At 70.6% G+C, this 17,001-nt stretch carries 14 protein-coding genes; 11 read left to right on the forward strand and 3 right to left on the reverse strand.

The genetic code is table 11. The features are described 5' to 3' along the window. Window positions 1-42 precede the first annotated feature (42 nt). The 8 genes from ABZ953_RS12135 (at window position 43) to ABZ953_RS12170 (ending at window position 12,811) form a co-directional block, all read left to right on the forward strand. Window positions 43-1,995, forward strand: a complete 1,953-nt coding sequence (locus tag ABZ953_RS12135; RefSeq protein WP_361720849.1) for an acyl-CoA dehydrogenase family protein — start codon at window positions 43-45, stop codon at window positions 1,993-1,995. Between the two features lie 244 nt (window positions 1,996-2,239). After that, on the forward strand, window positions 2,240-5,002 hold the full coding sequence (gene secA, locus ABZ953_RS12140; RefSeq protein ID WP_361721022.1) for a preprotein translocase subunit SecA: 2,763 nt from the start codon (window positions 2,240-2,242) through the stop codon (window positions 5,000-5,002). Between the two features lie 80 nt (window positions 5,003-5,082). Continuing rightward, complete coding sequence (dxr, locus tag ABZ953_RS12145; protein WP_361720852.1) at window positions 5,083-6,360, forward strand: 1-deoxy-D-xylulose-5-phosphate reductoisomerase; 1,278 nt, start codon at window positions 5,083-5,085, stop codon at window positions 6,358-6,360. Next, window positions 6,357-7,658, forward strand: a complete 1,302-nt coding sequence (locus ABZ953_RS12150; protein ID WP_361720855.1) for a site-2 protease family protein — start codon at window positions 6,357-6,359, stop codon at window positions 7,656-7,658. Before dxr ends, ABZ953_RS12150 begins: the two co-directional genes overlap by 4 nt. A gap of 170 nt (window positions 7,659-7,828) precedes the next feature. Continuing rightward, window positions 7,829-8,986, forward strand: a complete 1,158-nt coding sequence (gene ispG, locus ABZ953_RS12155; protein WP_361720858.1) for a flavodoxin-dependent (E)-4-hydroxy-3-methylbut-2-enyl-diphosphate synthase — start codon at window positions 7,829-7,831, stop codon at window positions 8,984-8,986. 585 nt (window positions 8,987-9,571) lie between these two features. After that, complete coding sequence (locus ABZ953_RS12160) at window positions 9,572-10,420, forward strand: GNAT family N-acetyltransferase (protein WP_361720861.1); 849 nt, start codon at window positions 9,572-9,574, stop codon at window positions 10,418-10,420. Window positions 10,421-10,449: 29 nt separating this feature from the next. Next, window positions 10,450-10,992: a GNAT family N-acetyltransferase gene (locus ABZ953_RS12165; RefSeq protein ID WP_361720864.1), complete on the forward strand. Its 543-nt coding sequence runs from the start codon at window positions 10,450-10,452 to the stop codon at window positions 10,990-10,992. 124 nt (window positions 10,993-11,116) lie between these two features. Further along, window positions 11,117-12,811 carry a proline--tRNA ligase gene (locus tag ABZ953_RS12170; protein WP_361720867.1) on the forward strand — a complete coding sequence of 565 codons (1,695 nt, stop codon included), beginning with the start codon at window positions 11,117-11,119 and terminating at the stop codon, window positions 12,809-12,811. A gap of 67 nt (window positions 12,812-12,878) precedes the next feature. Here ABZ953_RS12170 and ABZ953_RS12175 read toward each other — a convergent pair whose 3' ends face one another. The 3 genes from ABZ953_RS12175 to ABZ953_RS12185 are packed head-to-tail and all read right to left on the reverse strand — an operon-like array spanning window position 12,879 to window position 14,818. After that, window positions 12,879-13,778 (reverse strand): aminoglycoside phosphotransferase family protein, encoded by a 900-nt coding sequence (locus ABZ953_RS12175; protein WP_361720870.1) that lies wholly within the window; start codon window positions 13,776-13,778, stop codon window positions 12,879-12,881. Window positions 13,779-13,805: 27 nt separating this feature from the next. Then, a complete protein-coding gene (locus ABZ953_RS12180) occupies window positions 13,806-14,291 on the reverse strand; it encodes a ferritin-like domain-containing protein (protein ID WP_361720873.1) in 486 nt (161 codons plus the stop codon). Beyond that, window positions 14,288-14,818 (reverse strand): hypothetical protein, encoded by a 531-nt coding sequence (locus tag ABZ953_RS12185; RefSeq protein WP_361720876.1) that lies wholly within the window; start codon window positions 14,816-14,818, stop codon window positions 14,288-14,290. The genes ABZ953_RS12180 and ABZ953_RS12185 overlap by 4 nt, the downstream gene beginning before the upstream one ends. A 274-nt stretch (window positions 14,819-15,092) precedes the next feature. Between ABZ953_RS12185 and rimP the strand changes: the two genes are divergently transcribed. The 3 genes from rimP to ABZ953_RS12200 all read left to right on the forward strand — a co-directional run bounded on the left by rimP (window position 15,093) and on the right by ABZ953_RS12200 (window position 16,993). Continuing rightward, window positions 15,093-15,590 (forward strand): ribosome maturation factor RimP, encoded by a 498-nt coding sequence (gene rimP, locus ABZ953_RS12190; protein ID WP_361720878.1) that lies wholly within the window; start codon window positions 15,093-15,095, stop codon window positions 15,588-15,590. A gap of 2 nt (window positions 15,591-15,592) precedes the next feature. Next, window positions 15,593-16,582 (forward strand): transcription termination factor NusA, encoded by a 990-nt coding sequence (nusA, locus tag ABZ953_RS12195; protein ID WP_361720881.1) that lies wholly within the window; start codon window positions 15,593-15,595, stop codon window positions 16,580-16,582. 132 nt (window positions 16,583-16,714) lie between these two features. Then, complete coding sequence (locus ABZ953_RS12200; protein ID WP_361720884.1) at window positions 16,715-16,993, forward strand: YlxR family protein; 279 nt, start codon at window positions 16,715-16,717, stop codon at window positions 16,991-16,993. The last annotated feature ends 8 nt before the right edge of the window (window positions 16,994-17,001 follow it).

The following is a 17,001-nucleotide window of genomic DNA, read 5'->3' on the forward strand; positions in this document are numbered from 1 at the left end:
GATGGGTCCGGTGGCCCCACTCCGCGGCGAGGTGAGCTCCTCATGACCGCACCAACCCCCAAGCCGTCCGTGAGCGAACGCGAGGCCCGGCAGGTCGCCGAGGCCGCCCGTGAGCAGGACTGGCGCAAGCCCAGCTTCGCCAAGGAACTCTTCCTCGGCCGATTCCGGCTCGACCTGATACACCCGCACCCGATGCCGCCCGACGAGGACGCGCAGCGCGGCGAGGAATTCCTGGCCAAGCTCCGCGACTTCTGCGAGACGAAGATCGACGCGGCCCGCATCGAGCGCGAGGCGAAGATCCCCGACGAGGTGATCCAGGGGCTCAAGGAGCTCGGCGCGCTCGGCATGAAGATCGACACGAAGTACGGCGGGCTCGGCCTCACGCAGGTCTACTACAACAAGGCCCTGGCCCTCGTCGGCTCCGCGAGCCCCGCGATCGGCGCGCTGCTCTCCGCGCACCAGTCGATCGGCGTGCCGCAGCCCCTGAAGATCTTCGGGACCCAGGAGCAGAAGGACGCCTTCCTGCCCCGGTGCGCGCGCACCGACATCACCGCGTTCCTGCTGACCGAGCCGGACGTCGGCTCGGACCCGGCGCGCATGGCGATGGCGGCGGTCCCGGACGGCGACGGCGACGATCACTACGTACTGGACGGCGTGAAGCTCTGGACCACCAACGGCGTCGTCGCGGACCTGCTGGTCGTGATGGCCCGGGTGCCGAAGTCCGAGGGCCACAAGGGCGGCATCACCGCCTTCGTCGTCGAGGCGGCCTCCGAGGGCGTCACCGTCGAGAACCGCAACGCGTTCATGGGCCTGCGCGGCCTGGAGAACGGAGTGACCCGCTTCCACCGGGTGCGCGTGCCCGCCGCGAACCGCATCGGCCCCGAGGGCGCGGGCCTGAAGATCGCCCTCACCACCCTCAACACCGGACGGCTCTCGCTGCCCGCCATGTGCGTCGGCGCGGGCAAGTGGTGCCTGAAGATCGCCCGCGAGTGGTCGGCCGCCCGTGAACAGTGGGGCAAGCCCGTCGCGTACCACGAGGCGGTCGGCAAGAAGATCTCCTTCATCGCGGCGACGACCTTCGCACTCGAAGCCGTCCTCGACCTCTCCTCGCAGATGGCCGACGAGGACCGCAACGACATCCGCATCGAGGCGGCCCTCGCCAAGCTGTACGGCTCCGAGATGGCCTGTCTGATGGCCGACGAGCTCGTCCAGATCCGCGGCGGCCGCGGCTTCGAGACCGCCGAGTCGCTCCGGGCCCGCGGCGAGCGCGCCGTCCCCGCCGAACAGGTCCTGCGCGACCTTCGCATCAACCGCATCTTCGAGGGCTCCACCGAGATCATGCACCTGCTGATCGCCCGCGAGGCCGTGGACGCCCACCTGAAGGTGGCGGGCGACCTCATCGACCCGGACAAGACGCTGTCCGACAAGGCGAAGGCGGGCGCGCGGGCCGGTGGCTTCTACGCCCGCTGGCTGCCCAAGCTGGTCACAGGGCCCGGCCAACTGCCGCGCTCGTACGCCGAGTTCCACCCCGAGGGCCACCCGGACCTCTCCGGTCATCTGCGCTACGTCGAGCGGAGCGCCCGCAAGCTGGCCCGCTCCACCTTCTACGCCATGTCCCGCTGGCAGGGGAAGATGGAGACCAAGCAGGGCTTCCTCGGCCGCGTCGTCGACATCGGCGCCGAGCTCTTCGCGATGAGCGCGGCGTGCGTGCGCGCCGAACTCCTGCGCACCACCGAGGAGTACGGGCGCGAGGCCTACCAACTGGCCGACGCCTTCTGCCGCCAGGCCCGCATCCGGGTCGACGAACTCTTCGACCGGCTGTGGACCAACACCGACGAACTGGACCGCAAGGTCGTCAAGGGCGTGCTCTCCGGGACGTACACCTGGCTGGAGTCGGGCGTCGTCGACCCCTCCGGCGAGGGCCCGTGGATCGCGGACACCAAGCTGCCCGAGACCCCCCGCCCCGACGTACGGAGGGTGATCAAGGAGGGGTGATCCGACCGGGCAGTACGGAATGGTAGGCGTCGAATGCCCGCCGAATGCCCGCCGAATGCCCGCCGAATACCCGCCGAATACCCGGCGCACGCGCCAAAGATGGCGCGTGCGCCGCATTCGCCCCGCCCGTCACCGGAGTGCTTGCTGCGGAGATGCGCCCCGCTCACAATGAGCTGACCGGCCAGGGAACCGGGAGGGGATCGCGTTGTCCGTCCTCAAACTGGAACGTCTCACCGGAAAGATCATGCGCGCGGGCGAAGGCAGAATGCTGCGCAGGCTCGAACGCATCAGGGATCAGGTCAATTCCATCGAGGCGGACGTGGAGCGGCTCTCCGACGCCGAACTGCGCGCACTCACCGACGAGTACAGAGAGCGGTACGCCGACGGGGAGCACCTCGACGATCTGCTGCCCGAGGCTTTCGCGACCGTCCGCGAGGCCGCCCGGCGCACCCTCGGCATGCGCCACTTCGACGTCCAGATCATGGGCGGCGCCGCGCTCCACCTCGGCAACGTCGCCGAAATGCAGACGGGCGAGGGGAAAACGCTCTCCGCCACCCTGCCCGCCTATCTGAACGCCCTGACCGGCAAGGGAGTTCACCTCGTCACCGTCAACGACTACCTGGCCGCGCGCGACGCCCGGTGGATGGGCCGCGCCTACCATTTCCTCGGCCTGACCGTCGGCGTCATCAAGGCGGAGATGACCCCGGACGAACGCCGCGCCGCATACGCCTGCGACATCACGTACGGCACCAACAACGAATTCGGCTTCGACTACCTGCGCGACAACATGGCATGGTCGAAGAGCGAACTGGTGCAGCGCGGGCACCACTTCGCGATCGTCGACGAGGCGGACTCCATCCTGATCGACGAGGCCCGCACCCCTCTGATCATTTCCGGCCCCGCCGACCAGCCGACGCACTGGTACGGATTCTTCGCCGACGCCGCACGGCGGATGCGGGGCATCGCGATCCAGGAGGAGAAGTTCACGGCCCCGCAGCGCAAGCTGGAACTCGCCGAACTGCGCGCCGGGTACGACTACGAGTACGACCCGAAGAAACGCACCGTCGCCGTCCTCGACAGCGGCGTCGAATTCCTGGAGGACCAGCTCGGCATAGACAACCTCTACGACTCCGCCCACACCTCCCTCATCGGCCAGCTGAACAACGCCCTGAAAGCGAAGGAACACTTCAAGCGGGACAAGGACTACGTCGTCACCGACGGCGAGGTCCTGATCGTCGACGAGCACACCGGACGCATTCTCGCCGGGCGTCGCTACAACGAAGGCGTCCACCAGGCCATCGAGGCCAAGGAGAACGTCACGGTCAAGGACGAGAACCAGACGCTCGCCACGATCACCCTGCAGAATTTCTTCCGCCTCTACGAGAAACTCTCCGGAATGACCGGCACGGCCATGACCGAGGCCGCGGAGTTCCACCAGATCTACAAACTCCACGTGGTGCCCGTCCCCACCAACAAACCGATGGTCCGCGCGGACCGGCCCGACGTCGTCTACCGCGACGAATCCGTGAAATTCGAGGCCGTCGTCGCCGACATCATCGAACGGCACCGCACCGGCCAGCCGATCCTCGTCGGCACCGTCTCCGTGGCGAAGTCCGAGCACCTCTCCGCCCTGCTCCACGGGCGCGGCGTCCCGCACGAGGTGCTCAACGCCAAGAACCACCGGCGCGAGGCACAGATCGTCGCGCAGGCAGGCCGCAGAGGCGCCGTCACCGTCGCCACCAACATGGCGGGCCGCGGCACCGACATCATGCTCGGCGGCAACCCCGAGGCCATGGCCGAGGCCGAGCTCGGGGCGGCCGGGCTCACCCCGGAGGAGGCCCCGGACCACTACGACGAGGCCCTGCGGCGCATCGAGGCCGCCGCGGCGGCCGAGCACGCCGAGGTCACGGAGCTCGGCGGCCTCTACGTCCTCGGCACCGAACGGCACGAGTCACGCCGCATCGACAACCAGCTGCGCGGCCGCAGCGGCCGCCAGGGCGACCCCGGCCGGTCCCGCTTCTACCTCTCGCTCGGCGACGACCTGATGCGCCTCTTCCGCGCCGAGCTGGTCGAGCGCGTGATGCTCATGGCCAACGTCCCCGACGACGTCCCCATCGAGAACAAGATGGTCACCCGCGCCATCGCCTCCGCCCAGTCCCAGGTCGAGCAGCAGCACTTCGAGACCCGCAAGAACGTCCTCAAGTACGACGAGGTCCTCAACCGCCAGCGCAGCCTCATCTACCGGGAGCGGCGCCGCGTCCTGGAGGGCGAGGACCTGCGCGGGCAGATCCACCACTTCATGGACGACACCGTCGAGGCGTACGTCGACGCCGCCACCGCCGAGGGCTTCGCCGAGGAGTGGGACCTGGACCGGCTGTGGAGCGCCTGCCGCCAGCTCTACCCCGTGCGCGTCACCGCGCGGGACCTCGACGCGGCGGCCGGCGCCCGCTCGGACGTCACCGCCGAGCAGGTGCGCGAGGCCCTGGTCGACGACATCCACGACCGGTACGCGGAGCGCGAGCTCGCACTCGGCACGGACGTCGTGCGCGAACTGGAACGACGCGTCGTGCTGTCCGTCCTCGACCGCAAGTGGCGCGAGCACCTGTACGAGATGGACTACCTCCAGGAGGGCATCTGGATGCGGTCCTACCTGGGCAGGGACCCCCTCTTCGAATTCCAGCGGGAGGGGTTCGAGATGTTCGGCGCGATGATGGACGCCATCAAGGAGGAGTCCGTCGGCTACCTCTTCAACCTGGAGGTCCAGGTCGAGCAGCAGGAGCAGCCCGTGCGGGACGCCGTCGAGATCAGCGCCAAGGGCCTGCGGGCGCGGCAGCCCAGCGGTCGACTCCACTTCACGGCTCCGACGATGGACACGGCGGAAGGCGTCCTGGAGGGCGATTTCGCATCCCTCGGGGAAGGGCCGGAAGACGGCCGGGGGAGTGAGCTGGAAAGCGGGCCGGGGCCACAGCCGCCCGACGGCCCGGCAGGCGCTCGCCGCACACAGTGACGACCCCGCCGCACGCCCCGTACGCCCCTATCGGGGCACGCCCTGTCGGACCGGACGCGTGTTGCGGCCACAATGGGGGGATGAGCGACAGCCCATCTCCCCTCGCCGACCCGCATCTCGTCTTCGACCCCGTCTCCGTCACGGAGGGGGCAGGACCGCGGGACATCGTGATCCTCGGCTCCACGGGCTCGATCGGCACCCAGGCCATCGACCTCGTCCTGCGCAACCCCGACCGCTTCCGCGTCACGGCGCTCTCCGCCGCGGGCGGCCGCGTCGGTCTCCTCGCCGAGCAGGCACGTCAGCTGCGGGTGCGGACCGTCGCGGTCGCCCGCGAGGACGTCGTACCGGCGCTGCGCGAGGCGCTCCGGGGGCAGTACGCCGCGGGGGAGCCGCTGCCCGAGATCCTGGCCGGGCCCGACGCCGCGACACAGCTCGCCGCCTCCGACTGCCACACGGTCCTCAACGGCATCACCGGATCCATCGGCCTCGCCCCGACGCTCGCCGCCCTGGAGGCGGGCCGCACCCTCGCGCTCGCCAACAAGGAATCCCTCATCGTCGGCGGCCCGCTGGTCAAGGCCCTCGCCAAGCCCGGACAGATCATCCCGGTCGACTCCGAGCACGCGGCGCTCTTCCAGGCGCTGGCCGCGGGCACCCGCGCCGACGTGCGCAAGCTCGTCGTCACCGCCTCCGGTGGCCCCTTCCGCGGACGCACCAAGGCCGACCTCGCGCACGTCACCCCCGATGAGGCCCTCGCGCACCCCACCTGGGCCATGGGCCCGGTGATCACCGTGAACAGCGCGACGCTGGTCAACAAGGGTCTTGAGGTCATCGAGGCGCACCTCCTCTACGACATCCCCTTCGACCGCATCGAGGTCGTCGTCCACCCCCAGTCGTACGTGCACTCCATGGTGGAGTTCAGCGACGGCTCGACCCTCGCCCAGGCCACGCCGCCCGACATGCGCGGCCCGATCGCCATCGGCATCGGCTGGCCCGAACGGGTCCCGGACGCGGCCCCCGCCTTCGACTGGACCCGGGCCTCGACCTGGGAATTCTTCCCCCTCGACCACGACGCGTTCCCGTCGGTCGGCCTCGCCCGGCACGTCGGGGAGCTCGCGGGCACGGCCCCGGCGGTGTTCAATGCCGCAAACGAGGAGTGCGTGGACGCGTTCCTGAAGGGCGCGCTGCCCTTCAACGGCATCATGGAGACCGTGACGAGGACCGTGGAGGAACACGGCAGTCCCGCCTCCGCGGCGCCGGGAACCTCCCTGACCGTCGCGGACGTCCTCGAAGCGGAGACCTGGGCACGTGCTCGGGCGCGTGAACTGGCAGGCAAGACGACCGCGGAGGCTCGTGCATGACGACCTTGATGATGATCCTCGGGATAGTCGTCTTCGTGATCGGGCTGCTCTTCTCGATCGCCTGGCACGAGCTGGGGCACCTGTCGACCGCCAAGATGTTCGGCATCCGCGTGCCGCAGTACATGGTCGGCTTCGGCCCGACCATCTTCTCGCGCAAGAAGGGCGACACCGAGTACGGCGTCAAGGCCATTCCCCTCGGCGGCTACATCCGCATGATCGGCATGTTCCCGCCGGGCGCGGACGGCCGCATAGAGGCACGGTCGACGTCCCCCTGGCGCGGCATGATCGAGGACGCCCGCTCGGCCGCGTTCGAGGAGTTGCAGCCCGGCGACGAATCGCGCCTCTTCTACACGCGCAAGCCGTGGAAGCGCGTGATCGTGATGTTCGCGGGCCCCTTCATGAACCTGATCCTCGCCGTGGCGATCTTCCTCGGCGTGATGATGACGTTCGGCATCAGCAGCCAGACGACCCAGGTCGGCAAGGTCTCCGACTGCGTCATCCAGCAGAGCGAGAACCGCGCCAAGTGCGCGAAGGGCGACAAGCCCGCGCCCGCCAAGGCAGCGGGACTGAAGCCCGCCGACAAGATCGTCGCCTTCCAGGGGAAGCCCGTCGGCGACTGGGCCGCGCTCCAGACGAAGATCCGCGACACCATCGGCCCGGCCACGATCACGGTCGAGCGCGACGGCAAGCGGCTCGATCTGCATGCCGATCTGATCAAGAACCAGGTCACCAAGACCGACGGCGACGGTGCCTACGTAGAGGGCAAGTACGTGTACGCCGGGTTCCTCGGCTTCACCCCGGCCACCGGCATCGTCCAGCAGTCCTTCGGCGAATCCGTGGACCGCATGGGCGACATGATGGAGAACGGCGTCGAGTCGATCGTCGCCCTGCCGTCCAAGATCCCCGACCTGTGGAACGCGGCGTTCGGCGACGGCGAGCGCAAGCAGGACTCCCCGATGGGCGTGGTCGGCGCGGCCCGGGTGGGCGGCGACGTGTTCACCCTGGACATCCCGCCGGAGAACCAGATCGCGATGATGCTGTTCCTCATCGCGGGCTTCAACCTCTCCCTCTTCCTCTTCAACATGCTGCCGCTGCTCCCGCTCGACGGCGGCCACATCGCGGGCGCCCTGTGGGAGTCCGTGCGCCGCAACCTGGCGAAGGTCCTGCGCCGCCCCGACCCGGGCCCGTTCGACGTCGCCAAGCTGATGCCGGTCGCCTATGTGGTGGCGGGGATCTTCATCTGCTTCACGATCCTGGTGCTCATCGCGGACGTGGTGAACCCAGTGAGACTCACCTGACCTTCAGATTCGTGAAGTTTGGGGCGGCCCGGCACACTATGTGACGGGCCGCCCTCCATTGAGTGGAGTTTCGGACGGGATGTGTTCGGCCCCCATGGGGTGCCGTAATCTCGAAGCCTGGAGCCCGCCGATCTCGGGACCATGATCCACACCTTGGGGATGCACGCCAGATGACTGCCGTTTCTCTCGGAATCCCGTCCGTACCGACCAAGCTCGCCGACCGAAGGGTCAGCCGCAAGATCCAGGTCGGCGCGGTTGCCGTCGGCGGGGACGCACCGGTGTCGGTGCAGTCGATGACGACCACGCGCACGTCCGACATCGGCGCCACGCTGCAGCAGATCGCCGAGCTGACGGCCTCCGGCTGCCAGATCGTGCGCGTCGCCTGCCCCACGCAGGACGACGCGGACGCGCTCGCCACGATCGCGCGCAAGTCGCAGATTCCGGTCATCGCCGACATCCACTTCCAGCCGAAGTACGTCTTCGCGGCGATCGACGCGGGCTGTGCGGCGGTCCGAGTGAACCCCGGCAACATCAAGCAGTTCGACGACAAGGTCAAGGAGATCGCGCGCGCCGCCAAGGACGCGGGCACGCCGATCCGCATCGGCGTGAACGCGGGCTCCCTCGACGCCCGCCTCCTGAAGAAGTACGGCAAGGCGACCCCCGAGGCCCTCGTCGAGTCGGCCCTCTGGGAGGCGTCCCTCTTCGAGGAGCACGGCTTCCGTGACATCAAGATCTCGGTCAAGCACAACGACCCGGTCGTCATGGTCAACGCCTACCGCCAGCTCGCCGCCCAGAGCGACTACCCCCTGCACCTCGGTGTGACCGAGGCCGGTCCCGCCTTCCAGGGCACGATCAAGTCGGCGGTCGCCTTCGGCGCGCTGCTCTCCGAGGGCATCGGCGACACGATCCGCGTCTCCCTCTCCGCGCCGCCCGTGGAGGAGATCAAGGTCGGCATCCAGATCCTCGAATCCCTCAACCTCCGCCAGCGCCGCCTGGAGATCGTCTCCTGCCCGTCCTGCGGCCGCGCCCAGGTCGACGTCTACAAGCTCGCCGAGGAGGTCACCGCCGGCCTCGAGGGCATGGAGGTCCCCCTCCGCGTCGCCGTCATGGGCTGTGTCGTGAACGGGCCTGGCGAGGCCCGCGAGGCCGACCTCGGCGTCGCCTCCGGCAACGGCAAGGGCCAGATCTTCGTCAAGGGCGAGGTCATCAAGACGGTGCCCGAATCCAAGATCGTGGAGACCCTCATCGACGAGGCGATGAAGATCGCCGAACAGATGGAAAAGGACGGCGTGGCCTCCGGCGAGCCGACGATCTCGGTAGCGGGCTGACCCCTCACCCTCTCCTGTGCCCCGGCAGCTCTCCGAGCGCCGGGGCACAGGTGTGAGCGCGGGGGCCGGGGGGCCTTCCCCGGCGAGACCGGGGCGCGGCCGTACGGGCATTGCTGACGCGGCTTGGGTGCGGCGCCCTCGACCGGGTGGCTTCTGCTACGAGGCGTCGCTCCCGCAGCGCGGGTGCGCCGCCCCGAGGGGTAGAGGCCTGTTCTGCCGCGTCCGCCGCGTCTGCCGCGTCCGCCGCGTCGCTCCGTGGCGCGGGCGCACTTTCCCCGACGGACCGTGGAAGCCGCCGCCCTGTCCCGCCGCCTCGCGGCGGATTCTTCCCACCACCCGCCCGTTCACCCCGCACCGCAACGCTCAGGAAGACCACTCCGCCTTGACGATCACGCGACGTCGCGGCGCGAACGGGCGGGCGGGCGGGTGACCCCCCGCCGCGAAGCAGCGAAGAACGCCCGCACCCACCGGGCGGAACCCGCCCGCGAGACCGCCCAGCCCACGGCCAAAAGGCACCCCCCGCACAAGGCGCCCCCGCCAGGTACAGTGCGGAGATCAGCAGACCGTATGGTGAGGCCCCCGCACGTGTTGACTCAGACCACCACCAGGGTGCTCGAACCGAGCGACCTGGACGCCGCGCTCGCCGTGCTCGACCGCGAGCCGGTCGCGAACGCCTTCGTGGCCGCCCGCGTCCAGGTGGCAGGCCTCGACCCCTGGCGCCTCGGCGGCGAGATGTGGGGCTGGTACGAGGACGGCATGCTGGAGTCCCTCTGCTACGCGGGCGCCAACCTCGTCCCCATCTGCGCGACCCCGCGAGCCGTCCGGGGCTTCGCCGACCGGGCCCGGAGGGCGGGCCGCCGCTGCTCGTCCATCGTCGGCCCCGCACCCGCCACCGCCCAGCTGTGGCGGCTCCTCGAACCGTCCTGGGGCCCCGCCCGCGAGATCCGCGGCCGGCAGCCCCTGATGGTCACCGACCGGCTCCCCGACGACATCACCCCCGACCCGTACGTCCGTCGCGTCCGCAAGGACGAGATGGAGACGATCATGCCGGCGTGTGTGGCGATGTTCACCGAGGAGGTGGGCGTCTCCCCGATGGCGGGCGACGGCGGACTCCTCTACCAGGCCCGGGTCGCCGAACTCGTCGGCTCCGGCCGCTCCTTCGCCCGTCTCGACCGGGACGGCAAGGTCGCCTTCAAGGCCGAGATCGGCGCCGCCACCTCGCAGGCCTGCCAGATCCAGGGCGTCTGGGTGGCCCCCGAGTACCGCGGCCGCGGCCTCGCGGCCCCCGGCATGGCGGCCGTCCTGCGCTACGCCCTCGCGGACATCGCCCCGGTCGCCAGCCTCTACGTGAACGACTTCAACACCGCGGCCAGGGCGGCCTACCGCAGGGTGGGCTTCCAGGAGGTCGGGGCGTTCATGAGCGTCCTGTTCTGAACCGGACCGCCGCGAAGTAGGGTCGCACCATGACAGACGACGTCGTGATCGGGCCCCTCGACCTCGCCGCACGCGTGGACGACGCGCTGCAAGTCCAGGCCCACGCCTTCGGGCTGAGCGAGGAGGAAGTCGCGGTGCGGCGGCAGATCGTCCTGCGCCACATCACGTACCACCGTGCCTGCGCGTTCGGCGCGACCACCCCCGAAGGACGGCTCGTCGGCTTCGTCTACGGCATGCCCAACAACCGCGGCCACTGGTGGTCGACCGTCGTCGAGCCGTATCTGCGCAGCCAGGACCTGGAGGACTGGCTCGACGACTCCTTCGTCATCACCGAGCTGCACGTGCACCCCGGCCACCAGAACCTCGGCATCGGCAGGGCGCTCATCACCACCATCACGGAGGGCGTCCCCGAGCCCCGCTCGATCCTCTCCGCGATCGACGTCGAGAGCCCCGCCCGCGGCCTCTACCGCTCCCTCGGATACACGGACCTGGCACGCCGCGTGCTGTTCCCCAGCGCCCCCAAGCCGTACGCCGTGATGGGCGCCCCGCTGCCCCTGCCGCGCAGGGTCTGAGCCGGTCTGAGCAACAACCGATTTCCGCCCGCCCCCGGCCCCCGGCTAACCTCCTGGCATCACCCTTCCCCGAGCTCCCGGTCAAGCCGGAGCAGGGGGGACCACCTTGTAGCAGGAGTTCATCATGGCCCAGGTCCAGCGCATGTCCCGATCGATGGTCAAGACACTGCGCGACGACCCCGCGGACGCCGAGACGCTCAACCACAAGCTGCTCGTCCGGGCGGGCTACGTCCGCCGTACCGCCGCCGGCATCTGGACCTGGCTGCCGCTGGGCAAGAAGGTCTACGAGAACATCGCCCGCGTCGTCCGCGAGGAGATGGACGCCATCGGCGGCCAGGAGGTCCTCCTCCCGGCGCTGCTCCCCAAGGAGCCCTACGAGGCGTCCGGCCGCTACGAGGAGTACGGCGACCTGCTCTTCCGCCTCAAGGACAGGAAGGGCGCCGAGTACCTCCTCGGTCCCACGCACGAGGAGATCTTCACCCAGGTGGTCAAGGACCAGTGCTCGTCCTACAAGGACCTGCCGGTGATCCTCTACCAGATCCAGACCAAGTACCGCGACGAGGCCCGTCCGCGCGCCGGTGTGCTGCGCGGCCGTGAGTTCCAGATGAAGGACTCGTACTCCTTCGACACCTCCGACGAGGGCCTCGCAGAGTCGTACGCGCTGCACCGCGGCGCCTACCAGAAGATCTTCGCGCGCCTCGGCCTCGACTACCGCATCGTGTCCGCCGTCGCGGGCGCCATGGGCGGCTCCAAGTCCGAGGAGTTCCTGGCCCCGGCCCCGGCCGGCGAGGACACCTTCGTGGACTGCCCCGCCTGTGACTACGCCGCCAACACCGAGGCCGTCACCTTCAAGCTCGCCCCCGTCGACGGCGCCGCGCACGGCCCGGTCGAGGAACTGGACACCCCCGACACCCCGACCATCGAGACCCTCGCCGAGCACCTCGGCGTCCCGGCCTCCGCGACCCTGAAGAACCTCCTGGTCAAGGTCGACGGCGAGATCGTGGCCGTCGGCGTCCCCGGCGACCGCGAGGTCGACCTCGGCAAGCTCGGCGAGCACCTGGCCCCGGCCGAGGTCGAGCTCGTCACCGCCGAGGACTTCGAGGGCCGCGAAGACCTCGTACGCGGCTACGTGGGCCCGCAGGGCCTGGCGAAGGTCCGCTACATCGCCGACCCGCGCATCGCGCCGGGCACGGCCTGGATCACCGGCGCCAACCAGCAGGACAAGCACGCCAAGAACGTGGTCTGCGGCCGCGACTTCGAGGTCGACGACTACCTCGACGTCGTCGTGGTCGAAGAGGGCGACCCGTGCCCGAACTGCGGCACCGGCCTCAAGCTGGACCGCGCCATCGAGATCGGCCACATCTTCCAGCTCGGCCGCAAGTACGCCGACACCTTCCAGCTCGACGTCCTCGGCAACCAGGGCAAGCCGGTCCGCGTGACCATGGGCTCGTACGGCATCGGCGTCTCCCGCGCGGTGGCGGCGCTCGCCGAGCAGACCGCCGACGACAAGGGCCTGTGCTGGCCCAAGGAGATCGCCCCCGCCGACGTCCACGTGGTCGCCGCGGGCAAGGCCCTCCAGACGGAGCTGGCCCTCGACGTCGCCGAGAAGCTGGGCGCCGCGGGCGCACGCGTCCTGGTGGACGACCGGGCCGGGGTCTCCCCGGGCGTGAAGTTCACCGACGCCGAGCTGATCGGTGTCCCGCAGATCCTGGTCGCGGGCCGCCGCTCCGCCGAGGGCGTCGTGGAGCTGAAGGACCGCCGCACCGGCGAGCGCGAGGAGCTCACCGTCGACGAGGCCATCGCCCGCCTCACGGCCTGACCTGACCGCGTGCGCGAGGGCGCACCCCGTCGTACGGGGTGCGCCCTCGCGCGCAACGTCGCCTTCGCTACAGCCAGCCCGCGAACTCGAGCAGCAGCTCCGCGTCCTGGCCGCGCCCGACCCGCTGGGCCCGCACCCCCGACTCGACGGCCCGGAACAGGGTCCAGCCCCGCAGCCGCTCCTGGTCCACCTCCAGGGCCTCCGCCAGCTTCTTCACGCGCCGCCGCGTGATGGAGGCGCCCGACGGCGACGCGATCAGGTCCTCGACCCGGTCGCGCACGAGACGCGCCAGGTCGAAGGCGGTGTCGCCGACCACCGGGTCGGGCCCCACGGCCAGCCACGGCAGCCGGTCCCCGGCGAGGACCTTGCTCTGCCGGAACGTGCCGTGCAGCAGCCGCGGCTCCACCTCCGCCGCGAGCAGCTCGTCGCGGGCCGCGAGCGCCGCGTCGACCAGCGGCGCGACATCGGCCCGCGCGGCGGCGGAGGCCCGCATCGCGTCGGCCTGCCGCCCGGTCCGCTCGGCGACCGTCTCGAAGCGGTGCCCGGCGGGCGGCGCCACCCACAGCCGCCGCAGCGTCCCCGCGGCCTCCAGGAGCGCCTTGGCCTCGGGCAGGGACCGCACCGACACATCGCGGTGCAGCCGTTCCATGAGCAGCGCCCCGTCCGAGCCCTCGGGGTCGAGCAGCCGCGCGGCGCCGAGCCCGTTCCAGTGGGCGAGCGCGGCCCGCTCGCTCTCCGGCCGCGAGCGGGGCGGCACCAGCTTCAGTACGGCGGGGGTGTCCCCGGCCTGCCGCACCATCAGCACGAGGCTGCTGCGGCCGCCGGGCACGTGTACCCGCTCGACGGTCAACTCGCGTAGAGCGACGGCCTGTTCGGCTGCCTCGGGCAGCTTCTCCAGCCAGTCGTCGCCGTCCTGCGCCGTCTCGCCGAGTGCTGTGACGAGGCGCTGCGGCGGTTCGAAAGCCATGCGCGAGTGGTTCCCTTCCTGAGCGCGTTACGCCTTGGGTGTCGCCGGTGCGGACGAGGATGCCGACCGCTCCGCGAGCCCAGGGAAGGCTACGCTCCCGCCGCGCCAGCGCGCCGCCCGGACCGCGGCCTCCCGCAGCGCATGCGCCGCGCTGCCCCGCCGGGCGCCCGATGCGGCCCGTACGAGATCGGAGTAGACCCCGGCGACCCGGTCCTCGAGGTCGGTGGCGAGCCGCACGGCCGCCGCGGAGTCCGGCACCGGGAACGGCAGCGAGTACGCCGCGTCGGCGGCCTGCGGTTCGCCGCCGAGGTCGCGCACCGCGCGCTGCAGCTCGTCGCGCCGGGCGCGGTGCGCGTCGTACGCCGTGCGCGCCTCGGCCCTGCGCTTGTCGCCGATCCGGCCGCCGACGACCCCGTAGCCGTACACGGCGGCGTGCTCGGCGCCGAGCACGGCCTGCAGGGCCTTCAGCTCCGCGTCCTTGGACGTGCCGTCCGAACCCTTGCCGTCGCTCACTTGCGGTCCTCCGTCTCCGTTAGCAGGTAGGCGTGGGCGGCGCCCGCGGCGGCCACCGAGGCGAGCAGCCTGCCGTGTTCGGCGGGTGCGTCAAGGAGGGCCGCGCCCCGGCGCTCCGCGAGCTCCCGCTCGGCCCTGGCGAGCTCGCGTACCGCCTTGCCGGGGTCCGAGGCCACGGCGGGTGAGGGCTTCGGCGCGGGGGAGGCCGAGGCGGCCGGGGTGCGGTCGTCGTCGAACGCCTCGGCGTGCTGCTTCACCTCGGCCCGCAGCGGCCCGAGCCGCTTTTCGAGCGAGGGGTGCGCCGCGAGCACGGCGTCGTACTGCCGCAGGAGCTTCCTGCTGTCCGCGGTGGCCTCGGCGCGCGGTCGCCGGGCGGCGTCCGGCCGCTCGTCGGCGTCGGAGCCGGAGTCCGAGCAGCCCGCGAGCAGCGCCGCCGACGCGAGGCCGGCGGCCCCGGTGAGCAGGCTCCTTCGACGCGGTCCTGGGTGGGACCGCGGGGCGGTGAGATACGACGGCACGGCAGACATCCTCGGAAGGAAGGCCAAAAGGCGTGAGCGAGAAAGGAACGGAAAGGAGCACAAAGGGAGATCGGTGGGCAAGGGCCCGGTGATCACCGTACCTTCGGACCGCCCCGCCTCTCGCGAGCGGCTCGGAACGGAGCGGCGCACCGCCCGGTCCGTTCGTCCTGTCCGCAGGCGGCAACCGTGGGCGGCAACACCCCTCGGGACCGGATACCCTTTGACCTGACACGCAGACTTGCAACGCACCCACAACAGCACACGCGGCCGAGGAGTCACCCGGATGAGCACCACCCAGAGCGAGAGGCTGCGGCAACTACTGGAACCGCTCGTCAGCTCCCAGGACCTGGATCTCGAAGAGATCGAAGTGGCCCCGGTCGGACGCAAGCGAGTGCTGCGAGTCGTCATCGACTCCGAGGACGGCGTGGATCTGGACCAGATCGCGGAAGTGAGCCGCCTGCTCTCCGCGAAGCTCGATGAGACGGACGCCATGGGCGAGGGGGAGTACGACCTGGAGGTCGGTTCCCCCGGCGCCGAGCGAGCCCTCACCGAGCACCGTCACTACGTGCGCGCCGTGAGCCGCCTGGTGAAGTTCCAGCTGACCGAGGGCGGCGAACTGACCGCCCGCATCCTGACCGTGGACGACGAAGGCCTCGACCTCGAAGTGCCCGGCGTGAAGGGCCGCAAGCCCACCTCGCGCCGCCTCGCCTTCGACGAGTTCGACAAGGCGCGCGTACAGGTCGAGTTCAACCGCAAGGACAAGAAGGAAGAGGAGGCGTAGCCGTGGACATCGACATGAGTGCCCTGCGGGGTCTGGTCCGGGAGAAGGAGATCTCCTTCGACCTGCTCGTCGAGGCGATCGAGTCCGCCCTCCTCATCGCCTACCACCGCACCGACGGCAGCTTCCGCCGTGCCCGCGTGAAGCTGGACCGCGACAGCGGCCACGTGACGGTGTGGGCGACGGAGGACCCGGCGGACCTCGAAGAGGGGCAGGAGGCCAAGGAGTTCGACGACACCCCGTCCGACTTCGGCCGGATCGCCGCGAGCACGGCCAAGCAGGTCATCCTGCAGCGGCTGCGCGACGCCGAGGACGACGTGACCCTCGGGGAGTACGCCGGCCGTGAGGGCGACATCGTCACCGGCGTCGTCCAGCAGGGCCGCGACCCGAAGAACGTGCTGGTCGACATCGGCAAGCTCGAGGCCATCCTGCCCGTCCAGGAGCAGGTGCCGGGCGAGGAGTACCCGCACGGGCTGCGCCTGCGCAGCTATGTGGTCCGCGTGGCGAAGGGCGTCCGCGGCCCGTCCGTGACGCTGTCGCGCACCCACCCCAACCTGGTGAAGAAGCTCTTCGCGCTCGAGGTCCCGGAGATCGCCGACGGTTCCGTCGAGATCTCGGCGATCGCCCGTGAGGCCGGTCACCGCACCAAGATCGCGGTCCGCTCGACGCGCTCGGGGCTCAACGCCAAGGGCGCCTGCATCGGCCCGATGGGCAGCCGTGTGCGCAACGTCATGGCCGAGCTCAACGGCGAGAAGATCGACATCGTCGACTGGTCCGACGACCCGGCCGACATGGTCGCCCACGCGCTCTCCCCGGCCCGCGTCAGCAAGGTCGAGATCGTCGACCTCGGCGCGCGCTCGGCCCGGGTGACCGTGCCGGACTACCAGCTGTCGCTCGCCATCGGCAAGGAGGGGCAGAACGCCCGCCTGGCCGCGCGGCTCACGGGCTGGCGCATCGACATCCGGCCCGACACCGAGCAGCAGGACGACCAGTAGCGAGCCGCGGTGGAGCCGCCGCCGGGAATAAATTCCGGGCGGCCACCGCTTGGATCACGACAGTATGTGGCGAGTAGCCGTTCGATTGTTGCCCCAAAGGGGTGAGGTCGGTGCGGGGAGGTAGACTTAAGCGTGTCTGGCCGGACGCATGCCCGCGCATGCCCTGAGCGCACCTGTGTGGGGTGCCGGGAGCGAGCGGCCAAGAGCGAACTGCTGCGCATCGTGGCGAAAGAGGGCGCTTGCGCCCCCGATCCAAGCGGTACGCTGCCCGGCCGGGGTGCGTATGTACACCCCGCCCTGGTCTGTCTAGACCTGGCGGTCCGCCGCCGGGCGTTCCCGCGGGCCTTTCGAGCCCAGGGGCCGCTCGACACGGAAGCGCTGCGCCGGGCTGTCGAGACGGTTGCCCAGTAGGCAACAAA

Origin of the sequence: Streptomyces sp. NPDC046465, from assembly GCF_040646035.1 — a bacterium.
Taxonomy (GTDB): Bacteria; Actinomycetota; Actinomycetes; order Streptomycetales; family Streptomycetaceae; genus Streptomyces.